This window comes from Bacillus sp. S14(2024) (genome assembly GCF_050473785.1).
GTDB classification, from domain to species: domain Bacteria; phylum Bacillota; class Bacilli; order Bacillales; family Bacillaceae_G; genus Bacillus_A; species Bacillus_A yunxiaonensis.
In genome coordinates, this window is the sequence record NZ_JBFLUP010000006.1 from 2,201,908 (window position 1) to 2,224,881 (window position 22,974).

23 protein-coding genes and 1 pseudogene are annotated in these 22,974 nt (G+C 35.6%); 17 read left to right on the top strand and 7 right to left on the bottom strand.

From position 1 onward, the window contains the following. The first annotated feature begins 522 nt into the window (after nt 1-522). Together AB1279_RS11500 and AB1279_RS11505 are read left to right on the top strand one after the other, a co-directional pair. The gene (locus AB1279_RS11500) at nt 523-1,971 is read left to right on the top strand and encodes a PLP-dependent aminotransferase family protein (RefSeq protein WP_429757445.1); all 1,449 of its coding nucleotides are present in this window, start codon (nt 523-525) and stop codon (nt 1,969-1,971) included. A 5-nt stretch (nt 1,972-1,976) separates the two neighbouring features. Continuing rightward, on the top strand, nt 1,977-2,891 hold the full coding sequence (locus tag AB1279_RS11505; protein WP_429757444.1) for a D-alanine--D-alanine ligase: 915 nt from the start codon (nt 1,977-1,979) through the stop codon (nt 2,889-2,891). Nucleotides 2,892-3,295: 404 nt separating this feature from the next. Here the strand turns inward: AB1279_RS11505 and AB1279_RS11510 are convergent, their stop codons facing one another. Then, nucleotides 3,296-3,541: a DNA alkylation repair protein gene (locus AB1279_RS11510; protein ID WP_098311155.1), complete on the bottom strand. Its 246-nt coding sequence runs from the start codon at nt 3,539-3,541 to the stop codon at nt 3,296-3,298. A 121-nt stretch (nt 3,542-3,662) separates the two neighbouring features. Here AB1279_RS11510 and AB1279_RS11515 point away from each other — a divergent pair, with 121 nt between their 5' ends. From AB1279_RS11515 to AB1279_RS11525, 3 genes are all read left to right on the top strand, one after another. Further along, nucleotides 3,663-4,046, top strand: a complete 384-nt coding sequence (locus AB1279_RS11515; protein ID WP_429749356.1) for a VOC family protein — start codon at nt 3,663-3,665, stop codon at nt 4,044-4,046. 14 nt (nt 4,047-4,060) lie between these two features. Beyond that, entirely contained in the window at nt 4,061-4,624 is a 564-nt protein-coding gene (locus AB1279_RS11520) for a GNAT family N-acetyltransferase (RefSeq protein ID WP_429749358.1), read from the top strand. 158 nt (nt 4,625-4,782) lie between these two features. Continuing rightward, nucleotides 4,783-5,277 (top strand): GNAT family N-acetyltransferase, encoded by a 495-nt coding sequence (locus AB1279_RS11525; protein WP_429758839.1) that lies wholly within the window; start codon nt 4,783-4,785, stop codon nt 5,275-5,277. 664 nt (nt 5,278-5,941) lie between these two features. Here AB1279_RS11525 and alkA read toward each other — a convergent pair. Then, nucleotides 5,942-6,853, bottom strand: coding sequence for a DNA-3-methyladenine glycosidase II (gene alkA, locus AB1279_RS11530; protein ID WP_429758841.1), 912 nt, complete (start codon nt 6,851-6,853; stop codon nt 5,942-5,944). Between the two features lie 207 nt (nt 6,854-7,060). On the opposite strand from alkA, the gene AB1279_RS11535 reads away from it, so the two are divergent. The 9 genes and pseudogenes from AB1279_RS11535 (at nt 7,061) to AB1279_RS11575 (ending at nt 12,510) form a co-directional block, all read left to right on the top strand. Beyond that, a complete protein-coding gene (locus AB1279_RS11535; RefSeq protein WP_429758843.1) occupies nt 7,061-7,774 on the top strand; it encodes a 2OG-Fe(II) oxygenase in 714 nt (237 codons plus the stop codon). An 88-nt stretch (nt 7,775-7,862) separates the two neighbouring features. Beyond that, complete coding sequence (locus tag AB1279_RS11540) at nt 7,863-8,501, top strand: bifunctional transcriptional activator/DNA repair enzyme AdaA (RefSeq protein ID WP_429761365.1); 639 nt, start codon at nt 7,863-7,865, stop codon at nt 8,499-8,501. Further along, complete coding sequence (adaB, locus tag AB1279_RS11545; RefSeq protein WP_429758845.1) at nt 8,485-9,030, top strand: methylated-DNA--[protein]-cysteine S-methyltransferase; 546 nt, start codon at nt 8,485-8,487, stop codon at nt 9,028-9,030. Before AB1279_RS11540 ends, adaB begins: the two co-directional genes overlap by 17 nt. 12 nt (nt 9,031-9,042) lie before the next feature. Then, nucleotides 9,043-9,114: pseudogene (locus tag AB1279_RS11550) on the top strand (tyrosine-type recombinase/integrase); the annotation flags it as partial. A 49-nt stretch (nt 9,115-9,163) separates the two neighbouring features. After that, complete coding sequence (locus AB1279_RS11555) at nt 9,164-9,478, top strand: DUF3892 domain-containing protein (RefSeq protein WP_429758847.1); 315 nt, start codon at nt 9,164-9,166, stop codon at nt 9,476-9,478. Between the two features lie 691 nt (nt 9,479-10,169). Continuing rightward, nucleotides 10,170-11,024 carry an ABC transporter ATP-binding protein gene (locus AB1279_RS11560; RefSeq protein ID WP_429758849.1) on the top strand — a complete coding sequence of 285 codons (855 nt, stop codon included), beginning with the start codon at nt 10,170-10,172 and terminating at the stop codon, nt 11,022-11,024. Then, nucleotides 11,017-11,673: an ABC-2 transporter permease gene (locus tag AB1279_RS11565; RefSeq protein ID WP_429758850.1), complete on the top strand. Its 657-nt coding sequence runs from the start codon at nt 11,017-11,019 to the stop codon at nt 11,671-11,673. Before AB1279_RS11560 ends, AB1279_RS11565 begins: the two co-directional genes overlap by 8 nt. Beyond that, nucleotides 11,670-12,041 (top strand): GntR family transcriptional regulator, encoded by a 372-nt coding sequence (locus tag AB1279_RS11570; protein WP_429758852.1) that lies wholly within the window; start codon nt 11,670-11,672, stop codon nt 12,039-12,041. Before AB1279_RS11565 ends, AB1279_RS11570 begins: the two co-directional genes overlap by 4 nt. Nucleotides 12,042-12,297: 256 nt before the next feature. Then, a complete protein-coding gene (locus tag AB1279_RS11575; protein ID WP_429758853.1) occupies nt 12,298-12,510 on the top strand; it encodes a hypothetical protein in 213 nt (70 codons plus the stop codon). A gap of 242 nt (nt 12,511-12,752) precedes the next feature. Here the strand turns inward: AB1279_RS11575 and AB1279_RS11580 are convergent, their stop codons facing one another. Further along, nucleotides 12,753-14,171 carry a PQQ-dependent sugar dehydrogenase gene (locus AB1279_RS11580; protein WP_429758855.1) on the bottom strand — a complete coding sequence of 473 codons (1,419 nt, stop codon included), beginning with the start codon at nt 14,169-14,171 and terminating at the stop codon, nt 12,753-12,755. A gap of 796 nt (nt 14,172-14,967) precedes the next feature. Between AB1279_RS11580 and ppsA the strand changes: the two genes are divergently transcribed. From ppsA to AB1279_RS11595, 3 genes are all read left to right on the top strand, one after another. Then, nucleotides 14,968-17,568, top strand: a complete 2,601-nt coding sequence (ppsA, locus tag AB1279_RS11585; RefSeq protein WP_429758856.1) for a phosphoenolpyruvate synthase — start codon at nt 14,968-14,970, stop codon at nt 17,566-17,568. Nucleotides 17,569-18,197: 629 nt separating this feature from the next. Next, a complete protein-coding gene (locus tag AB1279_RS11590) occupies nt 18,198-18,767 on the top strand; it encodes a DJ-1/PfpI family protein (protein ID WP_429758857.1) in 570 nt (189 codons plus the stop codon). Between the two features lie 81 nt (nt 18,768-18,848). After that, on the top strand, nt 18,849-19,046 hold the full coding sequence (locus tag AB1279_RS11595; RefSeq protein ID WP_336480851.1) for a DUF4083 family protein: 198 nt from the start codon (nt 18,849-18,851) through the stop codon (nt 19,044-19,046). A 122-nt stretch (nt 19,047-19,168) separates the two neighbouring features. On the opposite strand, the gene lsrF is transcribed toward AB1279_RS11595, so the two are convergent. Genes lsrF through AB1279_RS11615 form a run of 4 tightly spaced genes read right to left on the bottom strand, consistent with a single transcriptional unit; the run spans nt 19,169 to nt 22,841 of the window. Then, entirely contained in the window at nt 19,169-19,951 is a 783-nt protein-coding gene (gene lsrF / locus AB1279_RS11600; protein WP_429758858.1) for a 3-hydroxy-5-phosphonooxypentane-2,4-dione thiolase, read from the bottom strand. Between the two features lie 13 nt (nt 19,952-19,964). Further along, complete coding sequence (locus AB1279_RS11605) at nt 19,965-20,321, bottom strand: cupin domain-containing protein (protein WP_098307047.1); 357 nt, start codon at nt 20,319-20,321, stop codon at nt 19,965-19,967. 25 nt (nt 20,322-20,346) lie between these two features. After that, nucleotides 20,347-21,909, bottom strand: coding sequence for an autoinducer-2 kinase (gene lsrK, locus AB1279_RS11610; RefSeq protein ID WP_429758860.1), 1,563 nt, complete (start codon nt 21,907-21,909; stop codon nt 20,347-20,349). After that, nucleotides 21,909-22,841: a sugar-binding transcriptional regulator gene (locus AB1279_RS11615; RefSeq protein WP_429758861.1), complete on the bottom strand. Its 933-nt coding sequence runs from the start codon at nt 22,839-22,841 to the stop codon at nt 21,909-21,911. Before AB1279_RS11615 ends, lsrK begins: the two co-directional genes overlap by 1 nt. Between the last annotated feature and the right edge of the window lie 133 nt (nt 22,842-22,974).

A 22,974-nucleotide genomic window follows, 5' to 3' on the forward strand; every position in this document is an offset into this window, starting at 1 on the left:
CGGGCGCGATTGTTGAACAACATAGGTAGAAATGATCAAACTTTTTTATAAAAACTAAACCTAAATCTGTAAGAGAAGAATCCATTTTGATCAATCTTTTTTCAAAATGGATTCTTTTATTTATCGTAAAATGCTGGTTTATGAGGTATTTTTGAACAAACTTTATTTTAAAGCAACAATTATTTCAATCAAATTTTATTTCAAAGCTACATTAAGACTTAAAAAATACTAATTTCCTGTAAGTGTTTTAAAAGATAAAAAACAACTGTTTACGGTATAAAAATAGTACTATTATTAAGAGGGAATTTTTACTTTCCCTTAGGATAGCGCTACACTACATTAAAAAAGCTTAGCTTATTATTGGATAAGAGGGTGAAGTGAATTTAAATTTGTAGCATTCTTTATCTCAAAGTTGTATGAATGGTACCGAAAACCATACCGCTGGTTAAAGAAAATACATATGCTGTGGATCTTTTAGGATAGATATAGTTATGCCAAAATGATAGCAAGGGGGTCAAGGGAGTGTTTAATGATTTTAAACTTGTGGATGATCGTCCGTTTTATATTCAATTAAAGGATTATTTGAAAAAAATGATTATGAAAGGACATCTGCTGGAACACCAGAAGCTTCCATCTACCCGAGAACTTAGTAAATTTTTATCGGTCAGCAGAAATACTGTTCTCACTGCTTACGCAGATTTAGAACAAGAAGGTTTAATCTATGCAATAAAGGGAAAAGGAAATTTTATAGGAAAAGTTAAAACATCCAAAACTCCATCCATCGAACTAAACTGGAAAGAAAAGGTCAATGAAGTTACCTTGTTAGCTGATGAATTAGATTTAATGAAGCACGGTGTTCGCTGGGAAAAAGGCATGATTTCATTTAATAGCATTGCTCCAGACGAAAAGCTTTTTGATGTTGAAAATTTTAAAAGAGCTTTTCTGAATCGAATGTCCATTGAAGGGGATATCGTTTTGAACTACGGATACGCAAAAGGCTATAAACCTCTCATTGATTACCTTCTTCACTATATGGAAATGAAAGGGGTAAATATTTCCAATAAGGATATTTTGATTACGAATGGTTTCACCGAAGGGCTGGATATTTTATTGTCTTCTTTAGCGAAGAAATCCGGTCGTATTATATGTGAAAACCCGACCCATCATGCTGCCTTAAAACTGTTTCGATTACATGGACTTGATGTGCATGGGATTGAAATGAAGGATGATGGTATTGATATTGATAAAGTTGAGAAAAGTTTATCCGAAATGGATTTTGACTTCGCATATCTAATCCCGTCTTATCATAATCCGACTGGAATTGTCACATCCTCAGAAAAAAGGACTGAAATCATGAATCTTTTTTCGAAATATGGGATCCCTATCGTGGAGGATGGATTTAATGAGGAATTGCGTTATTCGGGTTCTCATCTAGCACCCCTATTAACATTCGCTGGGTCCGGCAACAATGTTATCTATATCAGCAGTTTTTCAAAAATTCTTTTTCCAGGATTACGTGTTGGATGGATTTTAGCAGATAAAGAATTAATTCATTGCTTGGAAAGTGTGAAAAGGGCAAGAACAATTCATACATCTACACTGGATCAGGCAGTGCTTTATCAATATTTACATGATGGTTATTTTGAAAAATATTTAAAAAAGGCCAAGTCAGTTTATAAGAAAAAATATGAACTAGCTGTTCATGCTTGTCATCAATATATTCCTTTTCAAAGAATGACTGGGGATGGGGGACTTCATCTTTTTCTAGAGTTAGAAAAAGGAATGAATTCACGTACACTTTTGAAAAAATGCTATGAAAAGGGAGTCGTTTTTTCTCCTGGGGACGTCTTTTACACGGATGAAAAGGGAAGTAATACGTTTCGATTAGGATTCTCTCGGTTAAAAGAAGCGGATATTCTTAAGGGAATTAAGATAATTGGAGATACATTGAAAAATGAAAATGGGAGTTGAAAAAAGTGAGAGTTGGCGTAATTATGGGAGGCGTGTCTTCCGAAAAACAAGTATCCCTTATGACTGGGGAAGAAATGATTGCACATTTGGATAAAAGTAAGTACGAAATTGTGCCTATTCAACTAAATAACAAAAAAGAGCTTATTGAAAAGGTAAGGGATATCGATATTGCCTTGTTGGCGCTTCACGGAGAATATGGGGAGGATGGTACAATTCAAGGTACACTGGAATCGCTCGGTGTTCCATATACAGGAAGTGTCATGTTATCAAGCGGTATTTGTATGGATAAAAATATGTCGAAAAAATTGATTCGTTATGAAGGAATTCAAACCCCGGATTGGATTCATCTTTCGAATATGGAAGAACTTCAGCTTGATGAAGTCGAAAAAATGGGGTATCCGTTAGTGGTAAAACCTAATTCGGGTGGTTCCAGCGTAGGGGTAAAGATCGTATACGATAAGGAGTCTTTACTATCCTCGCTTGAGGATGTATTGAAATGGGATTCTGAAATCGTAATTGAAAAATATATAAAGGGCGAAGAAATTACATGTTCCATTTTGGCTGGAAAACTTTTGCCAATTATTTCGATTCAACATACGGCCGAGTTCTTTGACTATCATGCGAAATATGATGATGCGGCTACGATTGAAGAGATTGTAGAACTTCCGGTCACAACGCAAAAGCGTGTCGCTGAGGCTGCAATGGCGTGTTATAGAGCATTAAAATGTAGTGTTTATGCTAGAGTTGATATGATTATAAAAGATGGAATCCCATATGTAATGGAAGTGAATACATTGCCGGGGATGACAAAAAATAGCTTACTACCAAAAAGTGCTCATGCGGTGGGGATCACCTATAGTAAGCTATTGGATATGATTATTGAAACCTCCTTACGGGTTAGGAGAAACGAAGGCTTTTAATAGAAACATAATTAACTGTAGTGTTAAAATTAATTGTTGATTCAGGAGCTTTGGATCTATTGGGAGCACAACTGTTCTATTCTTTCTGGTATTTTAATAGTATTGGAAAATATGATTCTTGGAAAGAATACTATGTCTTATATTCTCCCCAAGAATTATTCATTTGTTTCAAGTGACTTCGAATTCATCCAGGTCCACATTTATCAATAATATAGAGGGATTCATTTTGACTAATCTTTTTTCAAAATGGATTCCTTTTTGTTTATTGTAAAAAACCTCGTTCCATTAGTATGTTTGATCAAACTTTATAGGGAGGGATTGCCCACGAAATAGCGGGATAAATCGAACTTCATCGAAAGTGAAAAAAGTTGCTTATTTTACAAGCAACTTTTTTATTTAAAAGACTAAAATGATTGGTTTTGCGCCGGTTTAATGAATTGTTCTGGGTTTTCAATTAAGCCGCATGCAGCACATTGTACGCGATATGTAGGACCTTGGTAGGCCATATGAAATGCACTCATATTTTCGTTTGTATACTCTTCCTCGATTTGACCAGTTTGTGGGTTTAATTTTACTGGTTTTGCTGTTTGTTCAATGATATTAAATCTTGTTCGGTTTGTTTTACAATTTGGACAAAGCATTGGTTCCATATCAACACACCTCCATTGTTAGCATTTGTTGATATGGCGGAGTTTATTCATAAGGAAAAACCCTATAAAGGATTTCTGCATTTTTTGTCAAAATAGTAAGAATGTAAAGGAGGAGAAGAATGTGAAACTTCAAATGAAATACATCATTTTATATGCACAGCAATATGAGGAATGCATCCGTTTTTATCGTGATATATTACAGCTACCGATAAAGGGTGAGCACGGTACATATGTTGAATTTGATACAGGTTCTACAATTTTGGCAATCAATAGTAGAAATGATGTTCAAGAGTTAACGGGTTTATCAATTCCGAAAACGTTATCGGAATCATCTACATTTGAGATTGGATTTGTGGTCGATGATGTTACGGAAACAATACATAACTTCAAAAAACAAGGAGTAACGGTGTTAGTAGAGCCTGTTACAAAACCATGGGGACAAACAGTTTCCTACGTTTCTGATCCGGATGGAAATTATATTGAAATTTGCAGTTCATTAGACTAAAGGAGCGGGAGAGTATGCGAAAGTTTCCTATTTTAGAAACAAATCGTTTGCAATTAAGGGAATTAACGTTGGTAGATGCAGATGCGATGTTTCATTATTTTACGAAAGAACCTGTTATTCGTTATTTTGGAATGGATTCGTTTCAAAATATAGAAGAAGTAAAAAACGTGATTCGGAATTTTAGAGAAAGATATGAAGAGGGATCTGCATTTCGTTGGGGGATCGTATTAAAAGGAACAGATCAATTAATTGGCTCGTGCGGATTTCATTTAATTAATCACAAGCATAAACGTGCTGAAATCGGCTATGAATTAGATGAAACATATTGGGGAAAGGGATATGCGACAGAAGCATTACAAGCTATTCTTACATATGGGTTTGAAACACTTTATTTTAAGCGGATTTCAGCTGTTGTATACCCGGAAAATGAATTATCTCGTAAATTATTACAAAAAGCAGGCTTTACGGAAGAAGGGTTACTTCGAAAATATATGATTCAAAATGATGTCGAGCACGATGCGATTATGTATTCGTTGCTGCAGGAAGAATGGGCAACATTATTTCAAAAAGTGCGTTAATTACATGAATATGAATAAAGACAATATAAGACCTAAACCTCTAGTTTTAGGTCTTGCAAAATATATATTTTTATCAAAATTTTTTATAAATGATCAGACTTTTTTATAAATTATCGAACTTTATTTTAAATCTAAAACTATATTGGACGGTGTTATATATGAACGATAACCTTACCTTGAAAGAATATTCTTCTGATTATCAATCTCAAATTTTAGATTTAATTCTCTCCATCCAACAAGATGAATATAATATTCCTATTTCAAAAGAAGACCAACCTGATTTAGTTAGTATAGAAAGTGTTTACCAATCCGGAAGCGGTAACTTTTGGATCGCACTTTATCAAGGAAAAGTTGTAGGTACTATCGCTCTTTTAGATATTGGCAATCATCAAGTAGCATTAAGAAAAATGTTTGTAAAAAAGGACTTTAGAGGAAAGACATTTCAAACGGCCAGTCTTTTATTACATAATGCAATTACATGGGCAAAAACAAAAGAAGTGAAAGAAATATATTTAGGAACGACATTGCAATTTGTAGCAGCCCATAGGTTTTATGAAAAACATCGTTTCGAAAATATAGAATTTAACAAGTTACCTATCAATTTCCCTATCATGCAAGTGGACAAAAAATTTTATAAATACATTGTTTCCTAACTCAAAGATAATATAGAGTATTTCTTTGTTCAATAATCGGGCCATAATCTGGAAGAGTCAAGGCTTCCAGATAGGCTAGGGTTTCCCTAATCTATCCCTATTAAGAAGGCAAACAGCACCTTTTAAAAAGTTTGTCTTATACTTGTTGTTCCTAAACAAGGTGCTTGTATATTTATATAGGATTAATTAATGAAGGGATTAGGTTTTAAAGTTCATTCTCTTTTTATTATTTTAGCCAAGAAGATTCCTCCCTCAATTTGTGTGAAGGTGCGTAGCACCAACAAATAGGTGGGAGATGAATTGGCCTTTTTGCGTAGCAAAACATATACTCATATATTATAATTTTCCATGTACAAGTTGTACTTTGAAAACTGAACGTATGAGGTTGTAGCAGGTACTTATTGGCTCTGCTATGTAAAATGTTCAAGCCTAAGAAGTAGCCGAAGACGCATTGATGATTCTTAGGAATCTTGCAGTAGGCTCATAAGCAGTCCCAAAAGCTAGACTGATGGGATAGAGGGGTTGGGTGTCTATAGCACACCATTGTGTCAACTCCACTAACGTTAAGCGTTCCGCAGTGTTCGATACGTTAGAAACCCCTACTTCAAACGAAGTTAAGTAGGGGAGTATTCATTGAGTACATTCCGGTTTAAGTTGTAATTATTCAGTAAAGGACACGCCATAAATAAAAGGTAGCGTATGATTCCCAGTTTTTCCATGGAAACGATATTTCTAAGATTTCATCTTTTGTAGGCTTTCGGTTCATATTACGTAATATTTTTATCGAATTAATAAGGCCCACATCATCGATTGGAAAAGCTGTCTGGAACCTGAGGCAGCGCATTAGAACATAATTGGCTGTCCAAGGACCGATTCCTCGTATTTTAATTAAATTTTTTTCAGCATCTTTAAAGTTCATTTTCATTAATTTTTCCCTCGATAATTCTCCACTTGCCATTAATCTGGCAATTCCAATGATATATTCACTTTTTTTTACCGTCATTTTAATATCTGCTAGGTCGGTAGGTGTTAACTGTGCAATTCGTTCGTACGGTGGGAACACCCAATACTTTTTACCGTTCCATTCGATGGAATCGCCAAATTCTTCTACAAATTGCTTCTTTAAGGAGTACGCGAAGGCTAAGTTGATTTGTTGCCCTAAAACTCCCCAACATAAGGCTTCAAATAAATCGGGAATGCCGATAACTCGCAATCCATAGAATTTTCGGGCAGTCATTTTAAGTAATGGGTCTGCTTTTGCCATTTCATAAAATGGCGTTAAATCGTTATCAAGATCAAACCATTCATGAATATATTTTACAATCTCTTCCCGTTTCCACTTTTCAATGGGTCTAGAATCATTTAGGAATTGAACAACCATTTGTTTATTATTGATTACGCTTACCTGTACTAAGGACCGAATTTCCCCGATGGCTATAACTTTTGTAATTATATCGTTCTCTATTTCATACATGCATTCATTTTTTTCCCTTGTTAGATAGTCTAGGTTAGCATTTATGTCGAAATTTTCAGGTAATGTAATTACAATAACATCATTGACTTCATGCCATGTCACTTTTTCATTCTCCTCACCTTATTACGATTTTCTATACTCTTTACAAAATAATTACAAGAAAATTAACACTGATTGAAATTTTACTTTATCACATAATAATCTTTATTAATTTTGTTATCTTGCTATTACATTCTAAATATCTTATTTTTTTCAATTTATGAGGTTATAGTGTTAGTTATCAAGAATGCTAAATAGGAGTGGATAAAAATGGTCCAAGATATAAAAACACGTGTCGAAAACTTAAATTGGGATTCAATTCATAATGAATTAGATGAACAAGGATTTGCAAAGCTTCCAGCGATTTTAACAAAGGAGGAATGTGAATTCTTCATAGAATTGTATTGTGAGGAAGGGTCATACAGAACGACAATCGATATGACGAGATATCGCTTTGGGAATGGGGAGTACAAATATTTTTCCTATCCATTACCTGAAATCATCCAAATTTTAAGAGAGTCCTTTTATCTAGAATTGGCCAAAATAGCCAATCGATGGCTGGGTTATTTAAAGAAAACAGAACAGTTTCCAGATCATCTTCAAGATTTTTTGAACACCTGTGAAGAATATGAACAAACTAGACCGACACCTTTAATAATAAAGTATGAAACAGGCGGGTTTAATTGTTTGCATCAAGATTTATATGGCGACATATTTTTCCCGTTTCAAGTAGTATTTGTATTAAATCAACGAGATAAAGACTTTTGCGGTGGAGAATCTCTATTAGTGGAACAAATTCCTCGTGCTCAGAGTAGGGGACATGTAATTGCTTTAGAACAAGGCAGTGCGTTGATCTTTCCTACTAACCATAAACCTGTTCTAGGTAAAAAAGGGTATTACAAAAATACGGTTCGTCACGGAGTAAGCACGGTTACTTCTGGAGAACGATACGGTCTTGGAATCATTTTTCACGATTCTAAATAAAAATTAAACTTCAATATCCTGCTATTCCATTCCTAGAATTGTACATTCTGAATTTATATGGAGTATATTGTAAGGAGAGGTGAGAGAAATGCCGGATAGTATCAATAACGGACATAAAGGGAGCCATGATCATAGAATTTCGAATGATGTAGAAATGATAACAGATGAAAAGTGGCAAGCAATTATAAATAATGATGCAGCGTACAATAATCAATTTTTCTACGCTGTAAAGTCGACAGGGATATTCTGTAAACCATCCTGTAAATCTCGCGTTCCGAAAAAAGAAAATGTATGCATTTTTCTAAACGCAGAACAAGCTCTCTGCGCAAATTTTCGCCCTTGTAAACGTTGCAAGCCCACTAATGAAAATCTGCCTGATAGCGAGTGGGTTGATTTAATTACTGAATACATTGATAAAAATTTCACAGAAAAATTAACTCTAGAATCGTTAGCAGATATTTGTTATGGGAGTCCGTATCATATGCATCGAACATTTAAAAAGATTAAAGGCATTACGCCGGTTGAGTATATGCAACAAGTTAGAGTACACGCGGCTAAAAAGTACTTGATTCAGACAAATAAAGCGATTGGAGATATCGCCATATGTGTGGGTATGGCTAACGCGCCTTACTTTATTACTTTATTTAAAAAGAAAACTGGACAGACACCAGCACAATTTCGTCAAATGAGTAAAATGGAGGAAAAGTACAATGGAAACAAAGAATAAACCAATCCTTTATTGGTCTTTACTAAAGTTTAAGGATTGGAATTTTTATATTGCTTCAACTTCAAAGGGGCTTGTGTTTGTAGGTTCACAGAACAAACCATTTGAGGAATTGTTCGAATGGGCTAAGAAACGCTTTCCAGGAAGTCTTCTTGTTGAAGATGATGAAAAGCTTGAACCCTATGTCGTTGAAATCACTCAGTATCTAGAAGGAAAGCGGAAAACCTTTACTGTTCCATTTGAGTACGTAGGTACGCAATTTCAGCTAGCAGTCTGGAATGCACTTTGTGAAATTCCTTATGGACAGACGAAATCCTATTCCGACATTGCAAATGATATAAATAAACCAGCAGCTGTTCGTGCTGTTGGCGCGGCTATTGGGGCTAATCCGGTATTAATTACTGTACCGTGCCATCGTGTAATAGGAAAGAATGGCTCATTAACTGGCTATCGGGGCGGATTAGAAATGAAGGCACTGCTCCTGGATCTAGAAAAGCGAGCTGGAATTAAAAAGAGTATACATCCGCATTAATTACGACACAGCTATGCAACGCATATGATAAATAACGGTGCATCAATTGATGTGATTCAAAGTTTACTTGAGCATAGTACATAAAACGAATAGCTTCCGAACATACTAATTAAATGTTTTGGAGGTGGATTTTATGGATAAAAAAGACTTTCAAAAAATTTATAATCAATACTTACAACAAGGGGAAGACCAAGCTCAATTGGAAGTAGTTGAGGAAGTCGATTCAGGAGTAGAACAAATTGTTGCAGTTCGTAAAAATGATGAGGATGATATTATTGCTTTTAAAACAAGTAGTGGAAGAGAATTAGATTATATTACTGCTCTTGATGAAGCAAAATCAGGGAAGTTAGCTCATGTGGACGTATTTCATAAGTATGGCAGGGATATTATACGTAGTGAACCTGATGGTATGAAAGAAAATAACTTAGATAACTTACCTTCTTTTTAAACGGGTAAACCTCAAGAAGAGAATGTGAATTTGAATATTCTCTTCTTTACTTTACTAATTTACTGTGGTCTTCGTAAACTTGCTGTAAGAAAACCATCAGTTATTCAATTATAGGGCGCGATTGTGGAGTAACACAGGCAGAAAATGATCAAACTTTTTTATAAAACCGAAACATAAACCTGCTGGATAAGAAACCATTTTGATTTACTATGTAATTTTAAAGACCATAGTATTTCAAAATGGTTTCTTTTTGGTTCTCACTAAATTAGGGTTTGCAAAACATTTTTGAACAACCTTTATTCCAAAACAACACTCTACACATATTACTCGTTATAGTCGTACTTAGGGTTAACTTCAATTTTACCCTTGTACTTACTGACTTCGAATATATCTCCATTTCTGTTTTCTTAAATGTTTTATCACCTACATATAATTTCTTCTAGTTTTCCGTCTACCATGACCCTAAGAGCGTTTTTCCTAACGATTATATACTCTTGATATATGTTTTTGTTTATCATAACTGCTTGCTTATGTTCACCATTCTTTAGTAAGTCTCTATCTATTAATCCTTGACCTACTATTGTGATGCATGAAAAATGTGTGCATATTGGAAAATTTGATAGTCAACTTAATAAGTACTCTGACATATATTGTGCATATACGGTATACACAATTCATAAGGAGGTTCTATATGCTGGCATTAGACATTAGAAATTTAAATAAGAAATATCAAAATTTTGAGTTAAAGGATGTATCGTTTCAACTCGAAAAGGGTTATATTATGGGCTTTATCGGTGCTAATGGCGCAGGAAAAACAACCACCATTAAATCGATCTTGAATATGATTCATCTTGATAGCGGCGAGGTACGTATTTTAGGCAAGAACATTGCCGAACACGAGATTGAATTGAAGCAGGAAATCGGATACGCATTTAGCGGCATTGACTTTTATACTCGAAGCAAAATGAAGACGTTGACCAATGTGATTAAGAAGTTCTACACGAATTGGGATGATGAAACCTATTACAACTATTTACAAAGATTTAAATTGGATGAAAACAAAATAATGTGTGAATTGTCGACGGGGATGAAGGTAAAGTACAGTTTGGCCCTTGCCTTATCCCATGGGGCGAAGCTTCTCATTCTAGACGAACCGACAAGCGGACTCGATCCAGCCGCAAGAGATGATCTGTTGGATATTTTTCAAGAGCTCGTGATAGATGGCGAGATCAGCATTATTTTCTCTACTCATATTACATCCGACTTGGAGAAATGCGCGGATTTTATTACCTTTATCGAAAACGGTCAAATTATCAACAGTTCTGAGAAAGATGAATTTATTACCTCATATCGCCTACTAAATGGTAACGAAAATCAACTAAATCAGGTGAAAGAAAAGTTGATTTCCTACAAAATAAATTCATTTGGCTTTACGGGATTGATTCATTCCAAAGACTTCGATCCCTCCTCCGATATTAAAGCAACCACGCCGAGTCTCGAAGAAATCATGATTTACTTCTCAAGAAAGGAGGATATGTATGTATAACTTAGTGATGAAGGAGTTAAAATTAGGCCTGAATCCCATGTTTTTTGTATTACCTGTTTTGATGGGTGCATTAATGCTTATTCCCGGTTGGTTATATTTTATTGTCATTCTGTATTTTTGCTGGATAACGATACCGATTATGTTTGCAGGATATAGAACTCAGAACGATTTGATATTTACCACTATGATGCCTGTAACCAGAAAAGACATGGTGAAAGCGAGGGTGTTCGTTATTGTCATTCTGGAATTATTGCATATTGTTAGTGCAATTATCTTTGGAATGTTTAATATTCGCTTATATCCGAATCAAACCTACTATTTCTTCGCACCGCACATGGGTTTTTGGGGACTATGTTTTGTCATGCTCGCGATCTTCAACATCTTCTTTATTTCCATGTATTACAAGACAGCGTATAAATCTGGTAAAGCAACCTTTGCATCCGTTACAGCTGCCATGGTTTTTGCCGGAGTTGCACAATGGCTCGGAATCCAGAATTCTTTTGTGTCTGACATTTTCAATGGTAGCGGTGCTGACAATATGGCGCTTCAAATATCCATCCTGATCGCAGGAATCGTGATATTTATTTCATTCACCATGATTGCTTATCGAATTGCGTATAAGCGATTCCTACAAGTGGAGATACAATGAACATAGCAATTTCGAACACATCGGAAAAGCCAATTTATCAGCAGCTTTTCGAACAAATCAGCGCCCAAATTTTGAAAGGCGAATTAGAAAGCGGCTATTGTTTACCACCAATTCGACAAGCAGCCAAGGAACTTCGTATTAGTATCATCACTGTAAAGAAAGCTTGGGAAGAACTCGAACGATGCGGTTTGATAAATACAATAACGGGTAAAGGGTGCTTTGTAGCCGAATTCTCACCCGATGAGATACTGCGAATACGCAACGAAATGGTCATAAAGCAAATGGTTAGCGACATTTCATACTACAAATCCTTTGGTCTTACAATAGAAGAAGTTATTGAACTTTTGAAGAAGGCTTATACAGTTTAAATAAAATGTTGTGATACGAAATGTGTTCTTTTTGCGTGGCGGAAGGGAGTAGGGAGGCTAACGAAATATGTTCTTATCATCCTAACTTTCTCAACCAATGACTTCTAATGTGGCTCGTTTCAGTATTTACTATCTGCGCTACCATAATTTATAAAATACTGCGCAAGTCGGAGGTTTGAAATGGATAGAGTTGATTCTATAACACAAGTTGATAGTATTCAGTAAAAGAATCAGAAGGGTTTGAAGAGTAGTGAAAATGTTAGATAAAACATTTTTTATCGGAGCATTGCTGCTTATTATCGGGAATGTGTGGTCCATTGCGACGAACAGCATTGGAACGACTGAATGGATGTTGTTATTAGTGGGAGTCGTATTAGGCATTTTGGCAGGGATGGCTCAAGGATGGGCAATCACTCAAAAAGAACAAGGGAAAATCGGATCGGGCACGATTGTTGAACAATACAGGTAGAAAATGATTAAACTTTTTTATAAAAGCCAGGCTACAGTCTGCTGAAGAAGAAAACATTTTGATCAATCTTTTTTCAAAATGTTTTCTTTTTATTTATCATAAAACGTGGGTTTGCGAGGTATTTTTGAACAAACTTTATTTTAAAGCTACAATTCACTCTATTTTGAAATTTTCTCCTTCTTTGTCTTTATCGTCATGAATGTAGTAAATGTATGACAAATACTCCAGCCGTCGAATTTAAATCACGGAACAATTTCAAAAACAGTACCTTGGTTAAAATCAGTCACTTTCATAGAGCAGTAAGCCCCTAAATATAGTCTGGTTTGATCCAGATTCGTTCCCAAACTAACATAATAAGCTGATTGAGACCCAAAATTATAATCGGTTTCAATAACACTAAAATCATTTAGTTTACAATCTGTACTTACCCTGGTATAAGCTAAAACCCCTCTAACCGGAGGTCGAGATTCTTCTTTTCGGGCAAAATCGGTAAACACAACGCTTCCCGTTAAATTTGGGATTCCATTCCCCATATATGGCTGGACTCCTGTAAGTGCAGTTCCTCCAAACTTATCGGGTCTGGGATCTGTATGAAAATAACTAGTTAAAGGCTGTAGACGCCCTACTAGAGTTTTTACTGTTTCATCGTAATAAGCAATTGTTTTCTCATTCAAAGGCGGATTCTCAGAACAGCTCCTTATAAACGAAGTAGGAAAAGCACCTTCCCACCCTCGCCAACCAAAGTTAATAAGTCCTTCTTGGTCAGTTAAAGAAGCTTGGATAAGCTGAGTAACCGGTATTGGTTTATAATGAACGAATGAAAAAATCGACTCTACCAAATCCTGTCCGACAATCCCTACATATTTGATATACTGATTATAAAACCTTTGAAATGAAATGCCTGTTATATTACGAACCCCTTTGGCAATTACCGTAAGCGTTTCCTGAATAGGTGCGGGAAGTTCATTAAAACGCGTGACTACGGGTGGATTATTGATAAATGTATTCTTAACTACATCAATTTCAATTATTTTACCGGCTATTTCCATATCATCCTGACTTAAATTAAATGGATCATAGCCTGCTCCACCATCACCAGTTGTTAAAACAAGTTTTCCGGTTTCAGGTGAAAAGTTTAAGCTATTGACACCATTATGATTAAAAAATGGTCTTCTTATGTTAAGTAATGTCCGTCGTTTTTGAGGTTGACCATTCGATTGTAAAATCCATTCTTCAACTGTATCAATATGATCATATTGAGTTTCTCTATTTATCCACTTTAGGTTTAAAGTTCTGGGATCACACGGGTTAGGCTTAAAATGTTCAGGAAGAGCACCTGGACCTTGTGTTCCAGCTACTGAATAATGAAGATAAAACAGACCGTTATAATAAAATTCTGGATGAAATGCTAGCCCTAGCAATCCCCGTTCATCATATCCACTACCAGAAACACCTTCCTCAGAAGTACCTAATTTTATGACTCGCGGGCGAATATCTAAAAAAGTCTTTATAACTCCGTCTCCTATGTAAAAGATCTCTCCTACCTGGGTTGCAATAAATAATCTTTCAATTGAGTCACCCGGAAGTATAGTTGTTTTCAAAACAGTGGGTAAATTTATCTTACTTACAATGGGTCGTAAACGAACCTTAACTTTTATCAACTAATTTTACACTCCTTCTTATAGTTTTCTTTTATAAGAATATGATTAGAATTGTGCTATTAGTATCAAATTAGGGACGGGGAATTAGGGGGATTTCCTTTTAATATTGGTCCGTTTTTGGTAGGTTCTATGTGGATATTAAGATGGATAAATGGAAATTTCAAACTGTTTATATTACTCAACACAATTGTAGATGGTGTTTTTACTGTATGGATTTCAGTACATTACTGAAAGTAAAAGGGAATTTACTTAATAATATTGTGAATGAATCACTTAAAGTAACGGGTGCTTATCTTCAATAAGATCTTCCACAACCGGGCTCTTTAATAGGGTAACGAAAAAAGCCCAATTTCTTAATATTAATACTAAGAAGTTGGGCTTTTAATATTGGAATTTCTTAACGTTGTAATTCCGTATTTTCCTGACGCTACACGAAATGATTGGATATTTGGATATCATTTCTTGTGAATCATTTATCTTGTAAAATGGGGATTTTCTTCCTTTGAATTTGCGACAATTATGGGCGTGTAAATACATTGATAAAAATGAGAAACTGTGTTAAATTTATATAGATGCACCAATAATGGATTTTTGTATAAATTATCCCTATTATAATTATACATCATAAAATCCTTTTTAGTCAACTCCTATTTTTATTTTTTTAAAGGAGTGTTTGATATGAATATGGAACTTCGCCAGGAGCAAGAACGAGTGGACAGCGTAATTGGTTGATTAGATGAACAATTTTTGTCATATGATTCGTCTTGGTATTGAGCGATAAATGGGAGGGAAAGAAATGAAACCATATGTACTAGAGTTTCGGGAAATCGATAAAACGAGACAAATGTTGGTCGGTGGCAAAGGCATGAATTTGGGGAAACTATCGAAGATTCATGGAATACAAGTGCCAGAAGGATTTTGTGTTACCACTGAGGTATATAAAAGAGTCATTGGGAAAAATGTGGAGCTTCATCAATTACTGGATCAACTAACACTGTTAAAAGTAGGGGATCGAGATCAAATTGGTGAAATCAGCAGGAAGATTCGGAAAATCATTATGGAAGTAGAGATTCCTTCCGATGTTGTGAAAGCTGTTGCTTACTATCTCTCTCAGTTTGGCGATGAACATGCTTATGCAGTGCGTTCCAGTGCAACTGCTGAAGATTTACCATATGCCTCTTTTGCCGGGCAGCAAGACACCTATTTAAATATCATCGGAAAAGAATCCATTTTGCGGCACATCAGCAAATGTTGGGCTTCCCTATTTACGGATCGTGCCGTGATTTACCGTATGCAAAACGGATTTGACCATAGCCAAGTGTATTTATCCGTTATTATTCAACGGATGGTGTTCCCACAGGCTTCAGGAATTTTATTTACTGCTGATCCGATTACTTCCAATCGAAAGGTGCTATCCATCGATGCTAGCTTTGGACTAGGAGAAGCACTTGTCTCCGGCTTAGTATCTGCCGATTGCTATAAGGTGCAAGAAGAAAAGATCATCGATAAAATGATTGCAACCAAAAAACTAGCAATCTACGCCTTAAAAGAAGGGGGCACAGAGACCCAGCAGATCGATCACGAGCAGCAAAAGACGCAAACACTTACTGAACAACAAATTTTACAACTAGCACACACAGGAAGACAGATCGAAGCTTACTTTGGTTGCCCACAGGATATCGAATGGTGTTTGGCTGATGATACATTTTACATTGTCCAGAGTCGTCCAATCACGACTCTTTTCCCCATCCCTGAAGCAAATGATCAAGAAAATCACGTTTACGTATCTGTCGGTCACCAACAAATGATGACCGATCCCATAAAACCACTGGGATTGTCATTTTTCCTGCTAACGACTCCTGCTCCTATGCGTAAAGCTGGTGGGAGGTTGTTTGTTGATGTCACACATCAACTGGCTTCATCTATCAATAGAAACATTTTATTAAATGCCATGGGACAACACGATCCGCTCATGAAAGACGCACTTATGAACATCATTGGTCGAGGAGACTTTATAAAATCGTTACCAAATGATAATAAAGCACCAAATCCCAGAAGAGGCAATACAGATATGCTGGCACAAATCGAAACTAATCCATCAATCGTTTCTGATTTGATTAAGCGTAGTCAAACATCCATAGAAGAGTTAAAACAAAACATCCAAATGAAATCAGGATCAGATTTATTTGATTTTATTCTAGAAGATATTCAGGAATTAAAGAAGATTTTATTTGACCCACAAAGTTCAGCTGTATTTATGGCTGCCATAAATGCTTCAACATGGGTCAATGAAAAAATGAACGAGTGGTTAGGTGAAAAAAACGCAGCAGACACGCTTTCTCAATCTGTACCAAACAACATTACTTCGGAAATGGGTTTAGCACTATTGGATGTCGCAGATGTGATTCGTCCTTATCCAGAAGTAATTGATTATTTACAACATGTAAAAGATGATAACTTTTTGGATGAACTGGTTAAGTTTGATGGTGGACAGGAAGCTAGAGACGCTTTCTATGCTTTTTTCAACGAATACGGAATGCGATGTGCCGGAGAAATCGATATTACTAGAACTAGATGGAGTGAAAAACCAATTACACTTGTCCCTATGATTCTGGGTAACATCAAAAACTTTGAGCCAAATGCTAGCCATCGGAAATTTGAGCAAGGGCGACAGGAAGCTTTGAAAAAAGAACAAGAGTTATTAGATCGATTGAAGCAATTACCGGATGGTGAACAAAAAGCTAAAGAAACAAAACGAATGATCGACCTAATCCGGAATTTCATTGGTTATCGTGAATATCCAAAATACGGCATGATTAATCGCTACTTCATTTATAAGCAGGCTTTACTAAAAGAAGCCGAACAACTTGTAAAAGCGGGCGTTATTCGTGAAAATGAAGATATATACTATCTCACTTTTGAAGAACTTCACGAAGTTGTACGCACAAATAAACTAGATTACCAGATCATCAGTAAACGAAAAGACGAGTACAAATTATATGAAAAACTTACTCCTCCACGTGTTATCACGTCTGAAGGTACAATCATTGCAGGTGAGTACAAACGAGAAAATCTCCCAGCCGAAGCGTTTGTAGGTCTGCCAGTTTCTTCCGGAGTTATAGAGGGAAGAGCACGTGTCATTTTAAGCCTAGAAGATGCTGATCTGGAAGATGGAGATATATTAGTCACCTCATTTACAGACCCTGGCTGGACACCATTGTTTGTATCCATAAAAGGCCTAGTCACCGAAGTTGGTGGACTGATGACTCATGGAGCAGTTATCGCACGTGAATATGGCTTACCAGCAGTTGTTGGGGTGGAAAATGCTACGAAACTGATCAAGGATGGACAAAGGATCAGGGTGAATGGAACAGAAGGGTATATAGAAATACTATAATTCGTTACATTTAAACCATAAAAGAAGAGAATTCGAATTAGGAGAATCATTGATAACATGGTGCTTTACGGTCTATTGTAAGAACCTGGTCACTAGGACAAATAAGGGGGCAGTAACTGAAGATCGATATTAATATCTGTTAAGATTATCTTGAAATTGAGTCTTCTGTTAAAGGGCGCTTTAATTGAGAAAGAATCACAAAAATTATCAAACTTTTTTATAAAAGGATGATTCAATTGAATATAAAAAAAGCGTGTTTTAATCAATTTTTTTCAAAACACGCTTTTTCTATTTGTTCTTTTATTAAGGCTTATTAAGTTAATTTAATCAAACTTTATTCCAAAGCTACCGTAGTAGATTCATATTACTACTTTTATTATATAAGTTTTTTATTGATTATTCTCACGATTATGGAACTCTAACCCGTTATTTATGTTTTTTACATTTCTTAGATGTAGTGAAATAGTGTAGCTACAATGAAACTGTAACCAAAATGATTGTGGAAAATTACTTATTTTACACTTACACCACATATGATAGTCTGGAAATAACAATATTATCCAATAGGGGGACTGAATTAAAGTTCTATAAGTAATAAAATAACAAATATAAGGGAGATGGGTTATCGCATGAAAAAAGTATTGTTTCTTGTCTATCCGCAATATGCTGATTTTGAAATAGCTCACGCATTATTTTTGCTTAGAAAAGTGGGGAAAGCAAAAATTACTACTGTTTCCGTAGATGGTAAACCAGTAGAAAGTATTGGTGGATTATGGACTCAAACTGAAGCGTCTTTGCCTGAAATTAGAGTAGATGAGCTTGATTTAATTCTTATTTCTGGAGGAGACGGAGTTCGTGAAATACTAGATGAAGGTATTGTTAGTAATATATTAATGAGCGCTTTTAATTCAAATATTCCTATTGCCTCTATATGTGCTTCTGCAATCTTGTTAGCGAAAGCAGGTATACTTAACGGTAGAAAATTTACGTGCCTTCAAAATACATATGAGAATCATAAATCACTTTTTGAAAGATCAATATATACAGGAACAGATATTGAAGTGGAAAACACAGTAATAACCGCAAAAGGTACTGCGTTCGCAGAGTTTGCAGTAGCTATTTGTCAACTAATGGGTTTGTTGAACGAGAAAGAAAAATTAGATTCAACATTAAAGTTTTGTAAGGGAATAACCTCTTAATTTAACAATCTTTTAAGTAGAATATTAACAATAAAAATTAACAAATTCTAAAAATAAAGAAGAAACAGGGGGATAGATAGGATGGTAGATCATTTTTCAATCATAAATATCATTTTTAGTATTCTCTTTTTCGGTTTAATCATATTATTTTTTGTTTCACTTGGAGCGTTTATACGATCTCGACTCGTCAATCAATCTGGTCAAAGAGCTTCTTTAGTTGAAATTGAAAAGAAATTGGATAAAATTATTGGGATGTTAGAGGAGAAAGAAAAAAATTAATATTTTCAATTATACAAGCGAAAGAATATCTTAAAATTAGAAAAGAACAAGAAATGTGGATGAACCATGTTTCTTGTTCTTAATAATAATAAATATATCGAACATAAATGCTATCTGAGTATTTAATTTATAATAGTATTATATAATTCTAGAGCTTCTTTTACATTCAATCCATTTTTTACGATGCCATGAATAGATTGAATCATAGCAACTGGATGATCGGATTGCCAAATATTCCGTCCCATATCTACACCGATTGCGCCTTCTTGCAGTGCGTTGTATGTAATTGTTAGCACTGCTTCGATTGTATCTAATTTTGGTCCCCCAGCAATAACGACTGGGGCAGGACATGTACTTGTGATTTTCTCAAAGCCTTCACAGTAATACGTTTTAATAATATCAGCGCCCATTTCAACACATACACGTGAAGCTAGTGCTAAAAAGCGTGCTTCTCGTTTTTGAAGTTCTTTTGCTACTGCAGTAATTCCTAATACGGGCAAACCGTAATCATGTGCTTCAGATACAACATTGGCAAGGTTTGTTACAGTTTGTGTTTCATAATCAGATCCAACAAAGACGGATACGCCAACTCCAGCCACGTTATGACGCAGTGCCTCTTTTATTGGAGTAACAATTGTTTCATTAGCAAGATCCTTTCCAACTACAGTGGCACCACCTGACACACGAAGGACCATTGGAGTTTTACAATCTCCCGGTATACAAGAATTAAGAATACCGCGAGTTAAAAATAGGGAATCTGTATATGGGAGTAAGCTTTTTACTGTTTCATGAGGCTGTTCTAAACCGTGAATTGGTCCTAAAAAGTATCCGTGATCAACTGCCAACATAACTGCTTTTCCGTCAGGTAAAATAGTATGTAAGCGATTTTGAAATCCCCAAGTCATAGGATATCACTCCTTAATTACATTTTGGATTTTCTGTTTGCACAGTATCTTTTTCTTGCAAATGAGGCGATTTAATAAAGAGCGCTTTAAAATTTTGAGAAGAACGATTGATGAGATAGTGAGATTCATGAGGACGAACTTGTAAGACATCGCCTTGTTTAATAGGAACTTTTACATGATTAATATAGAAATCTATTTCACCTTCTAATGCATAAAAAATTTCTTCACAAGTTGTATGATAATGGTTTTGAAAATCTTGCCCTGGTTTAATGACGACAACACCTATATCAATATTAGGTCCCTTCACTAAATATTTTGGTCCATTATCACCGAAGCGGTAAGAAAAATCTTCTTCATTTACTTTTAGCATGTTTTTCACTCCTTTATGTAACAATTTACAGAGCGCCAGGTGCAATCCACATATGAGAAGTAAACCCTTGATCAGCTAATTGTAGTTGCTGCTGGTATACAATTTTCCAGTTTTGATATAATTCTTGATACTGTTGATGATTTTCGATATTTGGTATATAAGTTGTCTCCCATTTTACAAATTGTTCAGAAACGGCCTCCATTGAATGATAAATACCAGCACCAACTCCTGCAACTATTGCTGTTCCTAAAGCAGCAGCTTCTTTCACTATTGGTACTTTTACAGGAACGCCTAATACATCAGCTACAATTTGACACCATAGCTTTCCTTTTGAAGCCCCCCCAGCAAAAACTACTTCTCTTGGGAACTGTCCTGTTAATTCTTCAATTAATTTTAAATTTCCATATGTTACAAAAGCAGCATTTTCTTCAATTGCTCGAAACATTTCCTTCTTCCCACATTGTTCAGAATCTAAGCTTAAATTTATAAAAGAGGGAGATGCATGGCGCCAAGAAATATAGTTCATGACATTAGAAAAAATCGGAATGATACCGTGTGATCCAACTGGGACATGCTTTGCTTGTTCCTCTAATAATTCGTAAGCATCGATACCTAGTTCTTTTGCTCGTTGTTTTTCTTCTTGACAGAAAGCGTCCCGAAACCAGCGCATAACAAGGCCCGGAAAAAAGGCAATTGTTTCATATTGCCAAAGTGTAGGAAGAACGTGACAATTTACACGAATACGAGCGTTTGGATCAGGTACAGGATGGTTTACATTTACTTCTTGTTGCCAAAAACTTCCTCCGCAAATGAATGTTTGCCCGCTTTTGACAACTCCAGAACCGAGAGAAGCCATTTGCGCATCTCCACCTCCAGTAACAACAGGCGTTCCCTCGAATAATCCAGTTTCCGCTGCGCCTTGTTTTGTTACGTTTCCAATAAGAGTTCCGGCTTCATTTATTTGTGGTGAGAGAACAGAGGAGAGTCTGCATTGGGTTGCTAATTCTGGAGCCCAATTTCTATTTTGTAAATTGAAAATTCCCGTTGTACATCCATTGGAAGGGTCAACTTGTAATACGCCGCACAGTTTATATAAAATCCAGTCATTTAACATGGTAATAAAATGTACTTTCTTATAAATCTCTGGTTGGTGTTTCGCAATCCATCGTAACCTTGGTAATGCACCTAGAGCGAACGTTTGCCCTGATATTGTATATACATCATGTTCAATGTGAGGGTGTATTTGTTTCAGTTGTGTAACTTCAGCAGCAGCACGGTTATCAACATTTGCGCACGCCCAGATTTCAGTACCATCTTTGTCATATAAAACAAATCCTTCGCGCATACTGGTTGCACTAATTCCTTGAATAGAAGAAGGAGGAATCCCACTTGTTTGTAGCACATCTTTTGTACAGTCTTGAATAAGCTTCCAGTTTTCCTTTACGTCAAAATCCATTGAACCTGGGTATCGTTGGTTTTCTATGTGAACCCATTCTCGTTGACTAACAGCAAGTTGATTACCTTGTAAATCAAATAAAACAGCTCGGATACTACCAGTTCCGGCATCATAAGCTAATAGAGCAGCCATTATATTCCACTCTCCTTTTCCAATAAAGAAAGGGCTGTTTCCTCATCGATAATCAATGTATGAATGTACCTGCCTTTCAATGCTCCGTAAATTGCATTAACTTTTTGTCTTCCACCAGCTACTCCAACAACATGCTTCATATTTCGAAGTATAGAAAGAGGCGTACCGATGAGTCGTTTATGATGAGATAAATTTAGAATATCTCCATGAATGTTGTAGAATTGCCCAAGGATATCGCCAACACCATTTTGATTCCGAATGCATGTCATTTCACGAAGAGTCATTTTTTCTTCTTTCAAAATAGTTGCATCAGGAGATAGTCCGCCGATTCCAACAACAGCAGTATTTGCAAATGATGCAACATGTAATATGTCTTTCACAGATGGTTCTGAAAGTATACTGTTCGCCATTTCGTTCGTAGAAGCTAAAAATGGTGAAGGGATAATATGGAGCTGTCCATGTACTTGATTGAGATAATTTTGTTTTTTAGGGAGGTAATAATTTACTCCTCCAGTTAGTGTAACAATAGAAAGATTCATAGATGAATCGAAATTGATATTTTCTAATGTTTTTGAGATTGTTTCTCCCCAGCCAATACCAAGTAGGTCGCCGTTTTGCAAATGCGTTTCTAAATATTGTGCTGCTGCTTTTCCGAGTGAATCAGAAAGATTTTCTTTTGGGGTTGGAATAATGAAAGCATCTATTAGTTGAAATGCTTTTACAAGTTCTCTTTCTATACTTAAACAGTGTAAACCAGTACCTTTAATATGAAATGTAACGATTCCCTCAGTTCGAGCCTTCTCTAATAAACGGACAACTTTGTTCCGAGATATATGTAGTAATGAGGCGATTTCTTGTTGGGTAAGGTGATCTTTGTAATAATACCAAGCAGCTTTTGTTAACAAGTTTTCTTCAAAGTTCAACTGTGTCATGCTTTTCATCCTTTCAACAAATGACCGATGTTTAAACATATGTAAGTATATTTTTATTTATACCGTCTGTAATGGGAGATTTACTTGAGAAAAAATAAGTTCTAGATATGAGGAAAAGGATATACAATGCTAC

What these genes read in the sequence shown, in the direction of transcription:
- AB1279_RS11510 (WP_098311155.1), bottom strand. Translation starts at nt 3,541, where the DNA reads ATGGAACCAATGCTTTGTCCAAATTGTAAAACAAACCGAACAAGATTT.
- AB1279_RS11520 (WP_429749358.1), top strand. Translation starts at nt 4,061, where the DNA reads ATGCGAAAGTTTCCTATTTTAGAAACAAATCGTTTGCAATTAAGGGAA.
- AB1279_RS11525 (WP_429758839.1), top strand. Translation starts at nt 4,783, where the DNA reads ATGAACGATAACCTTACCTTGAAAGAATATTCTTCTGATTATCAATCT.
- AB1279_RS11535 (WP_429758843.1), top strand. Translation starts at nt 7,061, where the DNA reads ATGGTCCAAGATATAAAAACACGTGTCGAAAACTTAAATTGGGATTCA.
- AB1279_RS11540 (WP_429761365.1), top strand. Translation starts at nt 7,863, where the DNA reads ATGCCGGATAGTATCAATAACGGACATAAAGGGAGCCATGATCATAGA.
- adaB (WP_429758845.1), top strand. Translation starts at nt 8,485, where the DNA reads ATGGAAACAAAGAATAAACCAATCCTTTATTGGTCTTTACTAAAGTTT.
- AB1279_RS11555 (WP_429758847.1), top strand. Translation starts at nt 9,164, where the DNA reads ATGGATAAAAAAGACTTTCAAAAAATTTATAATCAATACTTACAACAA.
- AB1279_RS11560 (WP_429758849.1), top strand. Translation starts at nt 10,170, where the DNA reads ATGCTGGCATTAGACATTAGAAATTTAAATAAGAAATATCAAAATTTT.
- AB1279_RS11565 (WP_429758850.1), top strand. Translation starts at nt 11,017, where the DNA reads ATGTATAACTTAGTGATGAAGGAGTTAAAATTAGGCCTGAATCCCATG.
- AB1279_RS11570 (WP_429758852.1), top strand. Translation starts at nt 11,670, where the DNA reads ATGAACATAGCAATTTCGAACACATCGGAAAAGCCAATTTATCAGCAG.
- AB1279_RS11575 (WP_429758853.1), top strand. Translation starts at nt 12,298, where the DNA reads ATGTTAGATAAAACATTTTTTATCGGAGCATTGCTGCTTATTATCGGG.
- ppsA (WP_429758856.1), top strand. Translation starts at nt 14,968, where the DNA reads ATGAAACCATATGTACTAGAGTTTCGGGAAATCGATAAAACGAGACAA.
- AB1279_RS11590 (WP_429758857.1), top strand. Translation starts at nt 18,198, where the DNA reads ATGAAAAAAGTATTGTTTCTTGTCTATCCGCAATATGCTGATTTTGAA.
- AB1279_RS11595 (WP_336480851.1), top strand. Translation starts at nt 18,849, where the DNA reads ATGGTAGATCATTTTTCAATCATAAATATCATTTTTAGTATTCTCTTT.
- lsrF (WP_429758858.1), bottom strand. Translation starts at nt 19,951, where the DNA reads ATGACTTGGGGATTTCAAAATCGCTTACATACTATTTTACCTGACGGA.
- AB1279_RS11605 (WP_098307047.1), bottom strand. Translation starts at nt 20,321, where the DNA reads ATGCTAAAAGTAAATGAAGAAGATTTTTCTTACCGCTTCGGTGATAAT.
- lsrK (WP_429758860.1), bottom strand. Translation starts at nt 21,909, where the DNA reads ATGGCTGCTCTATTAGCTTATGATGCCGGAACTGGTAGTATCCGAGCT.
- AB1279_RS11615 (WP_429758861.1), bottom strand. Translation starts at nt 22,841, where the DNA reads ATGACACAGTTGAACTTTGAAGAAAACTTGTTAACAAAAGCTGCTTGG.